Below are 16,065 nucleotides of genomic sequence, written 5' to 3'. Positions count from 1 at the left end.
GTTGCGAATTATGGAATTATCCTCACTGACCGCCGTATCCCCTGTCGATGGACGCTACGGCGATAAAGTCAGCGCGCTGCGCGGGATCTTCAGCGAATATGGTTTGCTGAAGTTCCGTGTTCAGGTTGAAGTACGCTGGCTGCAGAAGCTGGCCGCCCAGGCAGCAATCAAGGAAGTTCCTGCTTTTGACGAAAAGGCAAACGATTACCTTGATAAAATCGTTGCCGAGTTTAGCGAACAAGACGCCGCGCGCATTAAAACCATCGAACGCACCACCAACCACGACGTGAAAGCGGTTGAGTACTTCCTGAAAGAGAAAGTGGAAAGCGTCCCTGCGCTGCACGCCGTGTCTGAGTTCATTCACTTCGCCTGTACCTCTGAAGACATCAACAACCTGTCTCACGCGCTGATGCTCTCCACCGCGCGTAAAGAGGTGGTGCTGCCTTACTGGCGTAAAATCATCGACGCGGTAAAAGCGCTGTCCGCGGAATACCGCGACATTCCGCTGCTCTCCCGTACCCACGGCCAGCCAGCCACCCCATCCACGATGGGTAAAGAGATGGCGAACGTCGCGTACCGCATGGAGCGCCAGTACCGTCAGCTGGAGCAGGTTGAGATCCTCGGCAAAATCAACGGCGCGGTCGGTAACTATAACGCCCACATCGCCGCTTATCCGGAAGTGGACTGGCACCAGTTCAGCGAAGAGTTCGTGACCTCTCTGGGCATTCAGTGGAACCCGTACACCACGCAGATTGAGCCGCACGACTATATCGCCGAACTGTTTGACTGTATCGCCCGCTTTAACACCATCCTGATCGACTTCGATCGTGACGTGTGGGGCTACATCGCCCTGAACCACTTCAAGCAGAAAACCATCGCCGGTGAAATCGGCTCTTCCACCATGCCGCACAAGGTAAACCCAATCGACTTCGAAAACTCCGAAGGCAACCTGGGCCTGGCGAACGCCGTGCTGCAGCATATGGCAAGCAAACTGCCGGTATCCCGCTGGCAGCGCGACCTGACCGACTCCACCGTACTGCGTAACCTGGGCGTGGGCATCGGCTACGCGCTGATCGCGTATCAGTCCACCCTGAAAGGCGTGAGCAAACTGGAAGTGAACCGTGACCGTCTGCTGGACGAGCTGGACCACAACTGGGAAGTGCTGGCGGAGCCAATCCAGACCGTGATGCGCCGTTACGGTATCGAAAAACCGTACGAGAAGCTGAAAGAGCTGACCCGCGGAAAACGCGTTGACGCCGAAGGCATGAAGCAGTTTATCGACGGTCTGGCGCTGCCGGAAGAAGAGAAAACGCGCCTGAAGGCGATGACCCCGGCGAACTACATTGGCCGCGCCATCACCATGGTCGACGAGCTGAAGTAACGCCCCTCTCCCCCTTTTCGCCCGAAAAGGGGGATGCTTTTCCCCGGTTTACTCAATGTTTATCCCCACAACAACATAATCAGCGTTAAACTATTCATACCAATTATTTAGGGAGAAGAGATGATGCGCGTACTGGTTGTTGAGGATAACGCATTGCTACGCCATCACCTGAAGGTTCAGCTTCAGGAGATGGGACATCAGGTGGACGATGCTGAAGATGCAAAAGAAGCCGATTATTATCTCAATGAACACCTGCCGGATATCGCCATTGTCGATTTAGGCTTGCCTGACGAAGACGGTCTGTCGTTAATTCGCCGCTGGCGCAGCCACGATGTCTCCCTGCCGGTTCTGGTTCTGACCGCCCGTGAAGGCTGGCAGGATAAGGTCGAAGTGCTCAGCGCGGGTGCAGACGATTACGTCACCAAGCCGTTTCATATTGAAGAGGTGGCGGCGCGCATGCAGGCGCTGTTACGCCGCAACAGCGGGCTGGCTTCACAGGTTATTTCCATCCCGCCATTCCAGGTCGATCTCTCCCGCCGGGAATTAGCGATCAATGATGAAGTGATTAAGCTCACCGCCTTCGAATACACCATCATGGAAACGCTGATCCGTAACAATGGCAAAGTGGTGAGCAAAGATTCCTTAATGCTCCAGCTTTACCCTGATGCTGAACTGCGCGAGAGCCATACCATTGACGTGCTGATGGGTCGTTTGCGTAAGAAAATTCAGGCGCAGTATCCGCAGGATGTGATTACCACCGTCCGTGGCCAGGGCTACCTGTTCGAATTACGCTAAATGAGAGGGATTTTACGCCACATACTGCCCCTCTCGCTGCGGGTTCGTTTCTTACTGGCAACAGCCGCCGTCGTGCTGGTGCTGTCGCTCTCCTACGGCATGGTCGCCCTGGTGGGCTACAGCGTCAGCTTTGATAAAACCACCTTTCGCCTGTTGCGTGGCGAAAGCAATCTGTTTTATACCCTGGCGAAGTGGGAAAACAACCGAATCACCGTCGAAATGCCGGAAAACCTCAACCAGCAGAGCCCTACGCTGGCCCTGATTTATGACGAAAAGGGGAAATTGCTGTGGGCGCAGCGCGACATCCCATGGCTGGTCAAAAGCATTCGTCCGGACTGGCTCAAAACCAACGGGTTTCATGAAATTGAAGCCGATCTCAACACCACCAGCTCGCTGATCCGTGAAGATCGCTCCCTGCAGCAAAAGCTGAACGAGATCCGCGCCGACAACGCCGAAACGGAGATGACGCACTCCGTCGCGATTAACCTCTATCCGGCGACGCTGAACATGCCGCAGCTGACCATCGTGGTGATCGACACCATCCCGGTCGAGCTGAAGCGTTCTTATATGGTCTGGAGCTGGTTCATCTACGTTCTGGCTGCGAATCTCCTGCTGGTGATCCCGCTGCTGTGGGTAGCGGCGTGGTGGAGCTTGCGCCCCATTGAGTCACTGGCGAAAGAGGTTCGTGAGCTGGAAGAACATCATCGCGAGAAGCTGAACCCGGAAACCACCCGTGAGCTCACCAGCCTGGTGCGTAACCTCAACCGCCTGCTGAAAAGTGAACGCGAACGCTACGATAAATACCGTACCACCCTTACCGACCTGACCCACAGCCTGAAAACTCCGCTGGCCGTCATGCAAAGTACCCTGCGTTCAATGCGCAGTTCGAAGCTGAGCGTCGATGATGCCGAGCCGGTGATGCTGGAGCAGATCAGCCGTATTTCCCAGCAAATTGGCTATTACCTGCACCGCGCCAGCATGCGTTCCGGCAGCGCGCTTCTGAGCCGCGAGCTGCACCCGGTAGCCCCGCTTCTGGATAACCTCACGTCCGCCCTCAACAAGGTGTATCAGCGTAAAGGGGTGAACATCAGCCTCGATATCTCGCCAGAGATAAGCTTTGTGGGTGAAAAAAATGACTTCATGGAGGTGATGGGTAACCTGCTGGATAACGCCTGCAAATACTGCCTGGAGTTCGTGGAAGTGTCTGCGCGTCAGACGGAAACCGAACTGCATATTATCGTTGAGGATGATGGTCCGGGCATCCCGCGCAATAAGCGTGACGTGGTGTTCGATCGCGGTCAGCGCGCCGATACGCTACGTCCTGGCCAGGGCGTAGGATTGGCCGTCGCCCGTGAGATTGTCGACCAGTACGACGGGAAAATAGAAACCAGTGAAAGCCTGCTGGGCGGCGCCAGAATGGAGGTTATTTTTGGTCGCCAGCAGCCCACATTGAACGATAGTTAACCCGTTATGTGAAAAATGCGAGGATCTCGCAGCCGGGGGGCTGAGCTTCCGTTATAATCCGAGTCAGTAAGAGCCTGCGGAATAAAAAAATTATGGATTATCACTTAACGCTTAACTGGCCCGAGTTTATTGAACGTTACTGGCAAAAACGCCCGGTGGTTCTGAAACGCGGGTTCAGCAATTTTGTCGACCCTATCTCGCCTGACGAGCTGGCAGGTCTGGCCATGGAAAACGAAGTCGACAGCCGTCTGGTCAGCCACCAGGACGGGAAATGGCAGGTTAGCCACGGTCCTTTCGAAAGCTACGATCACCTCGGTGAAAACAACTGGTCGCTGCTGGTGCAGGCGGTCAACCACTGGCACGAGCCCACTGCCGCATTAATGCGCCCGTTCCGCGCCCTGCCCGACTGGCGCATGGACGATCTGATGATCTCCTTCTCCGTGCCGGGCGGCGGCGTAGGTCCACATCTTGACCAGTACGACGTGTTCATCATTCAGGGTACGGGCCGCCGCCGCTGGCGCGTGGGCGAAAAAGTGCCGATGAAGCAGCACTGCCCGCATCCTGACCTGCTTCAGGTTGACCCGTTTGAAGGGATTATCGACGAAGAGCTGGAGCCGGGCGATATTCTCTACATCCCGCCGGGATTCCCTCACGAAGGCTACTCCCTGGAAAACTCACTCAACTACTCCGTGGGGTTCCGCGCGCCGAGCGGCCGCGAGATGATCAGCGGATTTGCCGACTACGTTCTGCAACGCGAGCTGGGCAGCTATCGTTACAGCGACCCTGATGTGCCTGCGCGCGAGCATCCGGCGGATATTCTGCCAGAAGAACTCGATAAGCTGCGCGGCATGATGCTGGATTTGATCAACGAGCCGGAGCACTTTAAACAGTGGTTTGGTGAGTTTATCAGCCAGTCTCGCCATGAGCTGGACGTTGCGCCGCCGGAGCCGCCTTATCAGGCTGACGAGATTTATGATGCACTTCAGCAGGGCGATAAGCTGACCCGTTTGGGCGGGTTGCGCGTGCTGCGCATTGGTGAAGAGGTGTTCGTCAACGGCGAGAAGCTGGACTCTCCGCACCGTCCGGCGCTGGAAGCCATTGCCAGCCATCTGGTGCTGACTGCCGACACCTTTGGCGATGCGCTGGAAGATCCTTCCTTCCTCGCGATGCTGGCCGCGCTGGTCAACAGCGGGTACTGGTTCTTTGAGGACTGAGTCGTGATATTTGCCGGGTGGCGGCTTCGCCTTACCCGGCCTACGATCCGAATGTAGGCCCGGTAAGCGTAGCGCCACCGGGCGTTTTTATCTCCGCTCCCCCGCTGCAAAATCCTCGCTCTCTCCCGCCCAATCCACCGGATACAACCCTTCAGCCACGTCCCGATGAAACGTTGAAAACGGCCAGTCGCTGACTTTACTCACATAGCCGTGCTTCATCGGATTGATGTAAATGTAATCCACATGCCGCCGGTAGTCCTCTTCGTTACGGATAGTGTGTTCCCAGAATCGTGGCTGCCAGATATGGCGCATGTCGATGTTGCGGCTGAACGTCTTTTTGATGTCGCGCCAGCGGGCAGAAAAATCACTGTCGCCATCCGGTAGGGTCCAGATACAGTGCATGTGTTCAGGCAAAATAACCCACGCGTTGATGATGAAGGGCTTAACACGCTTAACCGTTAAGGTGGCGGAACGCAGGCTATCGATATGGCGAGTAAGCAAATCGCTCTGACGATTTTGCAGGTTGACGGTGAAAAACCATGTGCCGCCGGGAACGTAGTGGCGACGATAGTTTGACATGGGCACTCCTTGCCTCAATGCCGGGTGGCGGCTTCGCCTTACCCGGCCTACATTCGGATCGTAGGCCCGGTAAGCGTAGCGCCACCGGGCTTTTTCTTACCGCTTCGCGGTTAACTCCGCTATCCGCACTATCACCTTCACCGCTTTTTCCATCCCTTCCAGCGTCACAAACTCATGCTTACCATGGTAGTTGTAGCCACCGGTAAACAGGTTCGGGCACGGCAGCCCCATAAACGACAGCTGAGAACCGTCGGTGCCGCCGCGAATCGGCTTCAGCTGCGGTTCGATATCGCAGTCGCGCATCGCCTGCTGGGCGATATCGAGAATATGCGGATGCGCCATCACCTTCTCGCGCATGTTGTAATAGCTGTCTTCAATGATCAGCTCAATATAGCAATCAGGGTGTAATCCTTTACCGACCTTCTTGGCGATCTCCATCATCTTACGCTTGCGCGCCTCAAAGGCTTTGCGGTCGAAATCGCGGATGATGTAGTGCATCTGCGCGCTGTCCACGGTGCCTTTGATGCTGGTCAGGTGATAGAACCCTTCATACCCTTCGGTCTGTTCCGGGCTCTCTTCCGCCGGGACTTCTGCATGAATTCGCGACGCCAGCGACAGCGCGTTCACCATGACGCCTTTCGCCGAGCCGGGGTGAACGTTGTTGCCGACAATTTTGATCGTGACGGACGCGGCATTGAAGTTTTCATACTCCAGTTCACCGACGCCGCCGCCGTCGACGGTATAGGCCCACTGCGCGTTAAAGGCCTCCACGTCGAAGTGCTTCGCGCCCTTGCCGACCTCTTCGTCCGGCGTAAAGGCCACGCGGATATCCCCGTGCGGGATATTTTTGCCCTTCAGCACCGCCAGCGCGGTCATGATCTCCGCGATACCCGCCTTGTCATCCGCCCCCAGCAGCGTTTTACCGTCGGTGGTGATCAGCGTCTGGCCCAGCAGCTGGTGCAGCACGGGGAACATCACCGGCGAGAGCACCTCGTCGCCAATGCCCAGCGCAATGTCGCCGCCGCGGTAGTTTTCCACAATCTGTGGGTTCACATGTTTACCGCTAAAATCCGGAGAGGTGTCGACATGGGAGATAAAGCCAATCGCCGGAATATCACCCTGGACATTCGCCGGCAGCGTTGCCATCACAGTGCCTTTTTCGCTTAACGTGACGTTGACCAGCCCCATGGCGTCAAGCTGCTCTTTAAGCAGGTTTAATAACTTCCACTGGCCTTCGGTGCTGGGCACCTGGCGAACACCCGGCTTAGATTGGGTATCCAGCGAAACGTACTGTAAAAAACGCTCAAGTAATTTATCCATGCAGTCACCCTCACTTTTTGTGACAACATTATCAATAAGCATCAAAACGCAAATATTGCGTCAGGTCACTTTTATCCCGCAAACGAGAATATTTTCCGTTTATATGGTTATGCGTTAGTAAATGTAGCTTATGAATCAGTGACAAGGTTTGGCGATCGCAGGGGATTGCCGTAGAATGTCCGCCCTCATTACGAGTCACCAAGGTGGTTACACACAAACCCCGCTTCAGTCTGCTGCCTGAGGCGTCTATATGGGACAGCGCAAAAATTGAATACACAATCCCGTTCACGTTCACCGCTGGTGCAACTGGAACGAATTCGTAAAAGCTTTGATGGCAAAGATGTCATTTCCGACCTCACTCTGACCATCAATGACGGTGAGTTTCTGACGCTGCTTGGCCCCTCGGGCTGCGGCAAAACAACCGTACTGCGCCTTATCGCCGGGCTGGAAAGCGTCGATAACGGCCATATCCATCTTGAAAACCAGGACATCACCCAAGTTCCTGCCGAAGACCGCCACGTCAATACCGTCTTTCAGAGCTACGCCCTGTTCCCGCACATGACCGTGTTTGAAAACGTGGCGTTTGGCCTGCGGATGCAAAAAACGCCTGCGAACGAGATCGAACCGCGCGTCACCGACGCCCTGCGCATGGTGCAGCTTGAGACGTTTGCCCAGCGTAAACCCCATCAGCTTTCCGGCGGCCAGCAGCAGCGCGTGGCCATCGCCCGCGCCGTGGTCAACAAGCCGCGCCTGCTCCTGCTGGATGAATCCCTCTCGGCGCTGGATTACAAGCTGCGCAAGCAGATGCAGAACGAGCTCAAAGCCCTGCAGCGCAAGCTCGGTATTACCTTTGTGTTTGTCACCCACGATCAGGAAGAGGCCCTGACCATGTCCGACCGCATCGTGGTGATGCGCGACGGCAAAATCGAGCAGGACGGCACGCCGCGCGAAATCTACGAAGAGCCGAAGAATCTGTTTGTCGCCAGCTTCATTGGCGAGATCAATATTTTCGACGCCACGGTGATTGAGCGTCTGGACGACCAGCGCGTGCGCGCCAGCGTCGAAGGACGCGAGTGCAATATCACGGTGAATTTCCCCGTCGAAAAGGGACAAAAGCTCAACGTTCTGCTACGCCCGGAAGATCTGCGCGTCGATGAAATTCACGGCAATACCGAGGCCGAAGGGTTGATTGGCTATATCCGCGAGCGCAACTACAAAGGGATGACGCTGGAGTCCGTTGTCGAGCTGGAGAACGGCAAAATGGTGATGGTCAGCGAATTCTTTAACGAAGACGACCCTGACTTCGACCACTCTCTCGACCAGAAAATGGTTATCAACTGGGTTGAAAGCTGGGAGGTTGTGCTGGCTGATGAAGAACACAAGTAAATTCCAGAATGTGGTGATTGCCACGATCGTCGGTTGGCTTGTGCTGTTTGTCTTTTTGCCCAACCTGATGATCGTTGCCACCAGCTTTCTGACCCGCGACGACGCTAGCTTCGTTTCGCTGGTCTTTACGCTGGACAACTACGCGCGCCTGCTCGATCCGCTCTATTTTGACGTGCTGCTGCACTCGCTCAACATGGCGCTGATTGCCACCCTTGCCTGTCTGGTGCTGGGGTATCCTTTCGCATGGTTCCTCGCGGGCCTGCCGCAAAAGGTGCGGCCCTTGCTGCTGTTTTTACTGATTGTTCCCTTCTGGACCAACTCGTTAATCCGCATTTACGGGCTGAAGATCTTCCTTAGCACTAAAGGCTATCTCAACGAATTTCTGCTGTGGCTGGGAGTGATTGATACGCCGATCCGCATCATGTTTACCCCGAGCGCGGTGATTGTCGGCCTGGTCTATATCCTGCTGCCGTTTATGGTGATGCCGCTCTACTCCAGCATCGAGAAGCTGGATAAACCGCTGCTGGAGGCGGCAAAAGATCTGGGCGCTAACAAGCTGCAGACCTTCATCCGCATTATTATCCCGCTGACCATGCCCGGCATTATTGCGGGCTGTTTGCTGGTAATGCTTCCGGCGATGGGGTTGTTCTACGTGTCGGATCTGATGGGCGGCGCGAAAAACCTGCTGATCGGTAACGTGATCAAGAGCCAGTTCCTGAACATCCGCGACTGGCCGTTCGGGTCCGCGACCAGCATTACGCTGACGGTGGTCATGGGCCTGATGCTGTTGGTCTACTGGCGCGCCTCACGCTTGCTGAATAAAAAGGTGGAACTCGAATGATCGGTCGACTGCTTCGCGGCGGTTTTATGACCGCCATTTATGCCTATCTCTATATCCCGATCGTTATTTTGATCGTGAACTCGTTTAACAGCTCACGGTTCGGGATTAACTGGCAGGGCTTTACCACTAGCTGGTACAGCCTGCTGATGAACAACGATAGCCTCCTGCAGGCCGCGCAGCACTCGCTGACGATGGCGATCTTCTCCGCCACCTTCGCGACGCTGATTGGCTCGCTCACCGCCGTGGCGCTGTACCGCTATCGCTTTCGCGGCAAACCGTTCGTCAGCGGCATGCTGTTTGTGGTGATGATGTCGCCGGACATCGTGATGGCCATTTCGCTGCTGGTGCTGTTTATGCTGCTGGGCGTACAGCTTGGCTTCTGGTCGCTGCTGTTCTCGCACATCACCTTCTGCCTGCCGTTTGTGGTGGTGACCGTTTTCGCGCGCCTGAAAGGGTTCGACGTGCGCATGCTGGAGGCGGCGAAAGATCTGGGCGCCAGCGAGATGATCATCCTGCGCAAAATCATCCTGCCGCTGGCGATGCCCGCCGTGGCGGCCGGATGGCTTCTTAGCTTCACCCTGTCGATGGATGACGTGGTCGTGTCCTCCTTCGTCACCGGTCCGAGCTATGAAATTCTGCCGTTGAAGATCTATTCAATGGTGAAAGTCGGCGTCTCACCGGAGGTGAACGCGCTGGCGACCATTCTGCTGGTGTTTTCGCTGGTTCTGGTGATTGCCAGCCAGGTTATTGCTCGTGATAAAACAAAATCTCAGGGGACAATGAAATGAAAAAAATGCTCGCCGCTGCGGCGCTGGTACTTGGCATGGGTGCCGCGCACGCTGATGACAGCAAAACGCTCTACTTCTACAACTGGACCGAGTACGTGCCGCCGGGCCTGCTGGAACAGTTCACAAAGGAGACGGGCATCAAGGTTATCTACTCGACCTACGAGTCGAATGAAACCATGTACGCCAAGCTGAAAACCTACAAAGACGGCGCGTACGATCTGGTCGTTCCTTCCACCTACTTTGTCGACAAAATGCGCAAAGAGGGCATGATCCAGAAGATCGACAAAACGAAGCTAACCCATTTTTCAAACCTCGATCCAGAGATGCTCAACAAGCCGTTCGACCCGAATAACGACTACTCCATTCCGTACATCTGGGGAGCAACCGCGATTGGCGTGAACAGCGAGGCCGTCGATCCAAAAACGGTGACAAGCTGGGCCGATCTCTGGAAACCAGAGTACAAGGGTAGCCTGCTGTTAACCGACGACGCGCGTGAAGTGTTCCAGGTCGCGCTGCGCAAGCTGGGCTACTCGGGCAACACGACGGATCCTAAAGAGATTGAAGCGGCATATGCCGAGCTGAAAAAGCTGATGCCTAACGTGGCGGCGTTTAATTCTGATAACCCGGCAAACCCGTATATGGAAGGCGAAGTGAACCTGGGGATGGTGTGGAACGGCTCCGCGTATGTTGCCCGCCAGGCCGGTACGCCGCTTGAGGTGGTCTGGCCGAAAGAAGGCGGGATCTTCTGGATGGACAGCCTTGCGATCCCCGCCAACGCGAAAAATGTTGAAGGGGCGCACAAGCTGATTAACTTCCTGCTGCGCCCGGACGTAGCGAAACAGGTTGCCGAGACGATTGGCTACCCGACGCCAAACCTCGCCGCACGCAAGCTGCTGAAGCCTGAGGTAGCTAACGATAAATCGCTCTACCCGGATGCCGAAACCATCAGCAAAGGTGAATGGCAGAACGATGTCGGTGACGCCAGCCGCCTCTACGAAGAGTATTACCAGAAATTAAAAGCGGGCCGATAAACGGTATCGCGTTCTTCCTCACGCCGCCTGTATGGCGTGAGGAAGGATTAACTGACCGCATTCTCCCCTGCCCAGATTGTCGCCTTTCTCATCGCCTCAACCACATCCTCATCCGTCAGACCCAGCGCCTGACGAACCCGGGTCGCCTCGTCCCACTGCTGCTGTTCATAGTAACGGCACAGGCTCACCATATCGGCTAACCGTCCCTCCTGATGGCACAGCGCATTGCTCACGCTCTGCGGGACCGCAATTTGCTTCATCAACTCGGCCATCGGCAGCTCTAAGAGAGTATCGAGCAGAGAAAACAGGCCGCACATGAAGGCATTTTCAGCCAGCGTCGGTTCGTTCATCGTCTCGGCGATCAGTTCGCAGAACTTGCCGCGCATCATGCTCAGCGGGTAAAGCTCGCTGACGGTGTCATTGCCCGCACTGGCGAGGACCACGACCGCAACAAACCGTCTCAGCTGGTTTTCCCCGAGGTATCGGAGGACTTCGCTCAGGGTTAACTTGCTGAAATTACAGGCACCGATATGTTTAAATGCGGTGTGCTTCATGTAGCGCATAATTTTATAGGACAGCGTGAGATCGGTTTTAATCAACGACTCGACGATCCGAAAATCGGGTTTATTGCGTCCGACCTCCATTTGCAGCCGAAAAATCGCCAGCTGATTTTGCGATAGCCGTTTATATTTAATGACCTCCGGACGGCAGAAAAAATAGCCCTGAAACAGCGAGAATCCCTCTTCCCGGTATTGGCTGAATTCCTCTTTAGTCTCAATTTTTTCAGCGAGATATTTAATATGCCCGGTTAAATGTTTACGCTCTTTCAGATACTGTTTAATTTGCGCTAAGGTATAATTCCTGACGTCAAACTTCAGTATTGAAATATAGGGTAAAAAAACATCCCATTCTGGCGCAAGCGTGAAATCATCAAGCGCAAACTGATAACCATCCGCACTCATCTCCCTGACAGCCTGCAATAGTTCCGCTCCCGGCACAGCATCTTCCAGGATCTCAATGACTACGCTTTCTTTATCCAGCGCTTCTCCACTGCGGTCTATGACCATTCGCGACGGGAAATTAATAAACGACGTATGCGCCCCGGCGATGCGCTGGGACGGCACGCATAAAAACTGATCTGATATCATCCTGGAGGTGGCATATTCCGCCGACACGTCCGGAAAACGGTTTGTCATCCCATCTCTGAACAGCAGCTCGTAGGCTACCGTCTTCATCTCAGGGTTAAAAATGGGTTGTCGCGCAATAAATCCGTACATATCCCATCCTCCTCTACAACTTTATATTTATTAGCATCCTCTTTCTACACGACGATAACGAGCTTTATCGAGCACTATTTTGATTGAATGCACAAAATAAAAGCATCCACACTAATTAACTGGATTTACGAATCAAAATTTAAATTAAATATTCCTGACGCTCTACAGAAAGAGGAGAAAATATCCGATAAGGAATATGTGCCTGCCCGACATGCACGATATTACGGGAGATGAGAATGAAAGACGCCATGGTCCGAAGAAAAAAAATAAGAGTCAAGACGTTGATGCTATTGTCCATTTTCCTCACCGTAACGGTGGGCTTTACGGCAACGATCGGGTTTATGATGTGGCAGTGGATGGCACAGCAGGAGGTTCTGGCCAAAAAACATATCCGCCAGATTGCCGAGGTGCAAGCGTTGCAGGTCAGCAAACAGCTGGATTCAGCCCTGACTGCCGCCCGGGACATGGGCAACAGCGCCCTGGCGCTGCGCGAGGCTGGCGTATCCGATCGCCAGAGCCTGAACCAGCTGCTCATCCACTACCTTTCGGCTCACCCGCAGTTTCTCTCCATGTCGATGGCCTTTGAGCCTAACGCGTTCGACGATAAAGATGCCGTCTGGGCCGGTCAGAGCGGTGAAGATCCTGCCGGGCGCTACGCCCGCTACGTTGACCGCGACGCCGCCGGCAAACCGGCATTACACCTGCTGACGGACATCGAAACGCCCGGCAGCGGCGATTATTATCTGCTGCCGAAACAACGCCATAAAGATGTGATCATCGAACCCTATATCTATCCCTACAACGGCGTGGACGTGATGCTCACCTCGATTGCCGCCCCCATCATGCGCGACGGTCAGTTTCTGGGCTCGGTCACCTCTGACTTCTCTCTCGCCACGCTGCAATCGACGATCGGCGCGATTAAACCGTGGAACGGCACAGGCTACGCCCTGCTCCTCTCCGCAGCTAATAACGTGGTGTCCAGCCCGGACAAGCGCGCGGCAGGCAAGCCTTACGCCGGTCAGATTGCCGGTCATGACGTCACCCGGGTAAACGATCCGCTGCTGAAGGAGGACGTGTTTATCACCTGGCAGGACATCGCCGTCGGTAATAGCCAGACGCCGTGGAAACTCGCCATTATCACGCCGGTCAGCGAAGTGATGGCCGAAGCGCGCGCATTTTTACTGAAAGCCATCATCATGATGGTGTTAAGCATCGTGGCGGTTAGCCTGGTCATGGCACAGATCTTCACCCGCAAAGTTGACCGTCCGGTGGGGGGCGAACCTTCGGAGGCCGCCGGGATCGCCCTGGCCGTTGCCCGGGGAGATCTGAACAACACCATCCCGGTGCGTTCCGGAGATACCCACAGCATTTTTTATGCCCTGCACACCATGCAGATGCAGCTCAAGCGCATCGTCGACAATATCAGCGAAGCCAGCCACTCCGTGCACGGCGGCACCAGCGAAATTTCGGCGGGCAACCTTGACCTCGCCTCGCGAACCGAGGAACAGGCGGCTGCGATTGTTGAAACGGCAGCCAGCATGGAAGAAATTTCGGTCACGGTGAAGAATAACGCCGACAACGCCCACAAGGCGACCACGCTGACCGATCGCGCCGCGAGCCTCGCCGGGCATGGCGAAACGCTGGTGAACGACGTGGTCGTAGTGATTGGAGAAATTGATGAAAGCGCGCGTAAGATCGGCGAGATTAACAGCATTGTCGATGGCATCGCCTTCCAGACCAATATCCTGGCGCTGAATGCTGCCGTTGAAGCGGCACGGGCTGGCGAACAGGGGCGCGGCTTCGCGGTAGTCGCTGGGGAAGTGCGCAATCTTGCCCAGCGAAGCGCTAACGCGGCAAAAGAGATCTCTCAGCTGATTGCCGAGTCCTCAGGGCGCGTGAGCAAAGGCGTTGAGCTGGTCAATGAAACCGGGGTGATGATGAAACAGGTGATTGAAGCGGTATCGCATGTGCATCTGGTCATCAACGATATCGTTCAGGCGCTGGACGAGCAAAATCGCGGGATTAGCCAGGTCAGCACCGCCGTTAACCAAATGGACAGCACGACCCAGCAGAACGCCTCTCTGGTTCAGCAGATCTCTGCGGCGGCGCTCTCGCTGGATGAGCAGGCTAAATCGCTCGAGAAGACGCTGGCGTTCTTCCATTCATAAATAAAAAGGCACCCGCTGGACGGGTGCCTTTTAGGCGATTGCCGTTACAGCCCTTTCAGCAGCTTGTCGACAAACTCCGGGACGACCGTGCTTGCCAGACCGTAGTGTTTCTCTTCAAACTCGCTGCCCACCTGGCTTGGCTCAAGATTGAGTTCTACCGTATGCGCGCCGTGCAGTCGCGCTTCGTGGACAAACCCCGCCGCCGGGTAAACATGACCGGATGTGCCGATGGCGATAAACACGTCGGCCATCGCCAGCGCGCTGTAGATATCATCCATTCCCAGCGGCATTTCACCGAACCAGACCACGTGCGGACGCAGGCGCGACGGGAACTGGCAGCAGTGGCACTTATCCTCAGGCAGCACGTCCTCTTGCCAGTCCAGCACCTGACCGCTCCAGGCGCAGCGAACCTTGAGCAGCTCGCCGTGCATGTGGATGATGTTCTTGTTACCGGCCCGCTCGTGCAGGTTGTCGATATTCTGCGTCACCAGCAGAAAACGATCGCCCAGCGCCTCTTCCAGCTTCGCCAGCGCCAGATGCGCCGCATTCGGCGCGACCTCAGGCTGCTGAAGCTGACGACGGCGGGCGTTGTAAAACGCCTGGACGAGATCCGGATCGCGGGCAAAGCCTTCCGGCGTAGCCACATCCTCCACGCGGTGCTCTTCCCACAGCCCGTCTGCCGCGCGGAAGGTTCGAATTCCTGACTCGGCGGAGATCCCCGCTCCGGTCAGTACCACCACTCTGGGTTTATCCATCGCTTCTGGCATCATTCTGTCTCTGAAAAAGATCCGCTGGCGCAAGCGCTCACGCAAGCGGCGTTTGTTTTTGCGAAAACGGCTGAGTCGACCCTGGCGACGCGACAGCATAGAAACCTCGTAAACTAATCGGTGAGATGAAGGAATGCGGCTCCGCGCATGCCTCCTGCGTCCCCGTGTCGCGCGCGTTCAATACGCGGCACGCGGGCAACCGGCAATAAATGTTGGGGCAAACGCCCGGACAACCGTTCCGTAATCGCGGTAAAGTTTGACAGCCCTCCCCCGATCACCAGCAGATCCGGGTCGACGATGGTGAGAATATTTCCCAGACACACCGCCAGCAGATCCAGATAGCGCTCGACGTGCTCGCACGCCTGCGCATCCCCTTGCTCCCACAGGGTAATGATTTGAGGGGCCTCAAGTTTCTGATGATAGAAGTGTTCGTAAAGCCATGCAAACCCGCGGCCAGAGAGGGTGTTCTCAATACAGCCGTGCTGGCCGCACCCGCAGCGGGTCAGCGGGAAATCGCGCCCCACGACTTCCAGGGCATCAACCGGCAGACGGATATGACCAAACTCGCCGGTGATGTAGCTGCGCCCGGTGATTGGCTTCCCGTTGATCACAATCCCCCCGCCGACGCCGGTACCGAGGATCAGCCCCATCACCAGCGGATACTGACGGAACTCATCGTCCCAGGCTTCGGAGAGCGCAAAGCAGTTAGCATCATTGTCTAAACGCACGTCGCGTTCAAGGAGGGCAGAGAGATCGGCGCGGAGCGGTTTACCGCTGGCGGCAGGCACGTTGGCGGCATACAGCGTGCCGTCGTCGGTTTCAGGCATACCCGGAATGCCGATGCCGACGCTGCCTTTGACGCCAAAGCGTTCATCGGCCTGCGCCACCAGCGCGGCAATCGCGGTTAAAAATTCGTCGTAACTTTCGCGCGGCGTGGGAACGCGGGTTTCCCACTGTAGCCTGAGATCTTTATCAAACACGCCGAGCGCAATCTTGGTGCCGCCAATATCAAATCCGTAATACATAACGCATTCCTCTTTTAACCTGGCGGCCG

Annotated in this window: 14 protein-coding genes; 9 read left to right on the top strand and 5 right to left on the bottom strand. The window is 55.7% G+C overall.

The window, feature by feature from the left end:
* Positions 1 to 10: 10 nt before the first annotated feature.
* The 4 genes from purB to ACMGGX_RS18140 all read left to right on the top strand — a co-directional run bounded on the left by purB (position 11) and on the right by ACMGGX_RS18140 (position 4,854).
* Positions 11 to 1,381, top strand: coding sequence for an adenylosuccinate lyase (purB, locus tag ACMGGX_RS18155; RefSeq protein WP_420298690.1), 1,371 nt, complete (start codon positions 11 to 13; stop codon positions 1,379 to 1,381).
* Positions 1,382 to 1,504: 123 nt separating this feature from the next.
* Positions 1,505 to 2,176, top strand: a complete 672-nt coding sequence (phoP, locus tag ACMGGX_RS18150; RefSeq protein ID WP_028019015.1) for a two-component system response regulator PhoP — start codon at positions 1,505 to 1,507, stop codon at positions 2,174 to 2,176.
* Positions 2,177 to 3,640: a two-component system sensor histidine kinase PhoQ gene (gene phoQ, locus ACMGGX_RS18145; protein WP_420298689.1), complete on the top strand. Its 1,464-nt coding sequence runs from the start codon at positions 2,177 to 2,179 to the stop codon at positions 3,638 to 3,640.
* Between the two features lie 92 nt (positions 3,641 to 3,732).
* The gene (locus ACMGGX_RS18140) at positions 3,733 to 4,854 is read left to right on the top strand and encodes a cupin domain-containing protein (protein WP_023311180.1); all 1,122 of its coding nucleotides are present in this window, start codon (positions 3,733 to 3,735) and stop codon (positions 4,852 to 4,854) included.
* 87 nt (positions 4,855 to 4,941) lie between these two features.
* Here the strand turns inward: ACMGGX_RS18140 and ACMGGX_RS18135 are convergent, their stop codons facing one another.
* The gene (locus tag ACMGGX_RS18135; protein WP_181594842.1) at positions 4,942 to 5,433 is read right to left on the bottom strand and encodes an REP-associated tyrosine transposase; all 492 of its coding nucleotides are present in this window, start codon (positions 5,431 to 5,433) and stop codon (positions 4,942 to 4,944) included.
* A gap of 96 nt (positions 5,434 to 5,529) precedes the next feature.
* Positions 5,530 to 6,753: a peptidase T gene (pepT, locus tag ACMGGX_RS18130; protein ID WP_032665021.1), complete on the bottom strand. Its 1,224-nt coding sequence runs from the start codon at positions 6,751 to 6,753 to the stop codon at positions 5,530 to 5,532.
* A gap of 237 nt (positions 6,754 to 6,990) precedes the next feature.
* Here pepT and potA point away from each other — a divergent pair, with 237 nt between their 5' ends.
* From potA to potD, 4 genes are read left to right on the top strand one after another with little or no spacing between them, the layout of a single operon-like run.
* Complete coding sequence (potA, locus tag ACMGGX_RS18125) at positions 6,991 to 8,139, top strand: spermidine/putrescine ABC transporter ATP-binding protein PotA (RefSeq protein ID WP_172421426.1); 1,149 nt, start codon at positions 6,991 to 6,993, stop codon at positions 8,137 to 8,139.
* A complete protein-coding gene (gene potB, locus ACMGGX_RS18120; RefSeq protein WP_023311177.1) occupies positions 8,123 to 8,980 on the top strand; it encodes a spermidine/putrescine ABC transporter permease PotB in 858 nt (285 codons plus the stop codon). Before potA ends, potB begins: the two co-directional genes overlap by 17 nt.
* Complete coding sequence (gene potC, locus ACMGGX_RS18115; RefSeq protein WP_029739855.1) at positions 8,977 to 9,768, top strand: spermidine/putrescine ABC transporter permease PotC; 792 nt, start codon at positions 8,977 to 8,979, stop codon at positions 9,766 to 9,768. The genes potB and potC overlap by 4 nt, the downstream gene beginning before the upstream one ends.
* Positions 9,765 to 10,799 (top strand): spermidine/putrescine ABC transporter substrate-binding protein PotD, encoded by a 1,035-nt coding sequence (gene potD / locus ACMGGX_RS18110; RefSeq protein ID WP_121931266.1) that lies wholly within the window; start codon positions 9,765 to 9,767, stop codon positions 10,797 to 10,799. The genes potC and potD overlap by 4 nt, the downstream gene beginning before the upstream one ends.
* Before the next feature lie 47 nt (positions 10,800 to 10,846).
* Here potD and ACMGGX_RS18105 read toward each other — a convergent pair whose 3' ends face one another.
* The gene (locus tag ACMGGX_RS18105) at positions 10,847 to 12,076 is read right to left on the bottom strand and encodes an EAL and HDOD domain-containing protein (RefSeq protein ID WP_193525276.1); all 1,230 of its coding nucleotides are present in this window, start codon (positions 12,074 to 12,076) and stop codon (positions 10,847 to 10,849) included.
* 236 nt (positions 12,077 to 12,312) lie between these two features.
* Here ACMGGX_RS18105 and ACMGGX_RS18100 point away from each other — a divergent pair, with 236 nt between their 5' ends.
* Positions 12,313 to 14,244: a methyl-accepting chemotaxis protein gene (locus tag ACMGGX_RS18100; RefSeq protein WP_420298688.1), complete on the top strand. Its 1,932-nt coding sequence runs from the start codon at positions 12,313 to 12,315 to the stop codon at positions 14,242 to 14,244.
* 44 nt (positions 14,245 to 14,288) lie between these two features.
* On the opposite strand, the gene cobB is transcribed toward ACMGGX_RS18100, so the two are convergent.
* Together cobB and nagK are read right to left on the bottom strand one after the other, a co-directional pair.
* Positions 14,289 to 15,110 (bottom strand): Sir2 family NAD+-dependent deacetylase, encoded by an 822-nt coding sequence (gene cobB / locus ACMGGX_RS18095; RefSeq protein ID WP_054829824.1) that lies wholly within the window; start codon positions 15,108 to 15,110, stop codon positions 14,289 to 14,291.
* Positions 15,111 to 15,124: 14 nt separating this feature from the next.
* Positions 15,125 to 16,036: an N-acetylglucosamine kinase gene (gene nagK / locus ACMGGX_RS18090; RefSeq protein ID WP_420298687.1), complete on the bottom strand. Its 912-nt coding sequence runs from the start codon at positions 16,034 to 16,036 to the stop codon at positions 15,125 to 15,127.
* Positions 16,037 to 16,065: the final 29 nt, after the last annotated feature.

The sequence above is a fragment of the Enterobacter sp. BNK-29 genome (assembly GCF_048684785.1).
GTDB lineage: Bacteria > Pseudomonadota > Gammaproteobacteria > Enterobacterales > Enterobacteriaceae > Enterobacter > Enterobacter cloacae_M.
This window is presented reverse-complemented; position numbering and strand designations above follow the sequence as displayed.

Coding starts and splice junctions, on each gene's coding strand:
- ACMGGX_RS18100 (WP_420298688.1), top strand. CDS start 12,313: ATGAAAGACGCCATGGTCCGAAGAAAAAAAATAAGAGTCAAGACGTTG.
- cobB (WP_054829824.1), bottom strand. CDS start 15,110: ATGCTGTCGCGTCGCCAGGGTCGACTCAGCCGTTTTCGCAAAAACAAA.
- phoQ (WP_420298689.1), top strand. CDS start 2,177: ATGAGAGGGATTTTACGCCACATACTGCCCCTCTCGCTGCGGGTTCGT.
- potC (WP_029739855.1), top strand. CDS start 8,977: ATGATCGGTCGACTGCTTCGCGGCGGTTTTATGACCGCCATTTATGCC.
- ACMGGX_RS18140 (WP_023311180.1), top strand. CDS start 3,733: ATGGATTATCACTTAACGCTTAACTGGCCCGAGTTTATTGAACGTTAC.
- phoP (WP_028019015.1), top strand. CDS start 1,505: ATGCGCGTACTGGTTGTTGAGGATAACGCATTGCTACGCCATCACCTG.
- purB (WP_420298690.1), top strand. CDS start 11: ATGGAATTATCCTCACTGACCGCCGTATCCCCTGTCGATGGACGCTAC.
- ACMGGX_RS18105 (WP_193525276.1), bottom strand. CDS start 12,076: ATGTACGGATTTATTGCGCGACAACCCATTTTTAACCCTGAGATGAAG.
- ACMGGX_RS18135 (WP_181594842.1), bottom strand. CDS start 5,433: ATGTCAAACTATCGTCGCCACTACGTTCCCGGCGGCACATGGTTTTTC.
- potB (WP_023311177.1), top strand. CDS start 8,123: ATGAAGAACACAAGTAAATTCCAGAATGTGGTGATTGCCACGATCGTC.
- potD (WP_121931266.1), top strand. CDS start 9,765: ATGAAAAAAATGCTCGCCGCTGCGGCGCTGGTACTTGGCATGGGTGCC.
- pepT (WP_032665021.1), bottom strand. CDS start 6,753: ATGGATAAATTACTTGAGCGTTTTTTACAGTACGTTTCGCTGGATACC.
- nagK (WP_420298687.1), bottom strand. CDS start 16,036: ATGTATTACGGATTTGATATTGGCGGCACCAAGATTGCGCTCGGCGTG.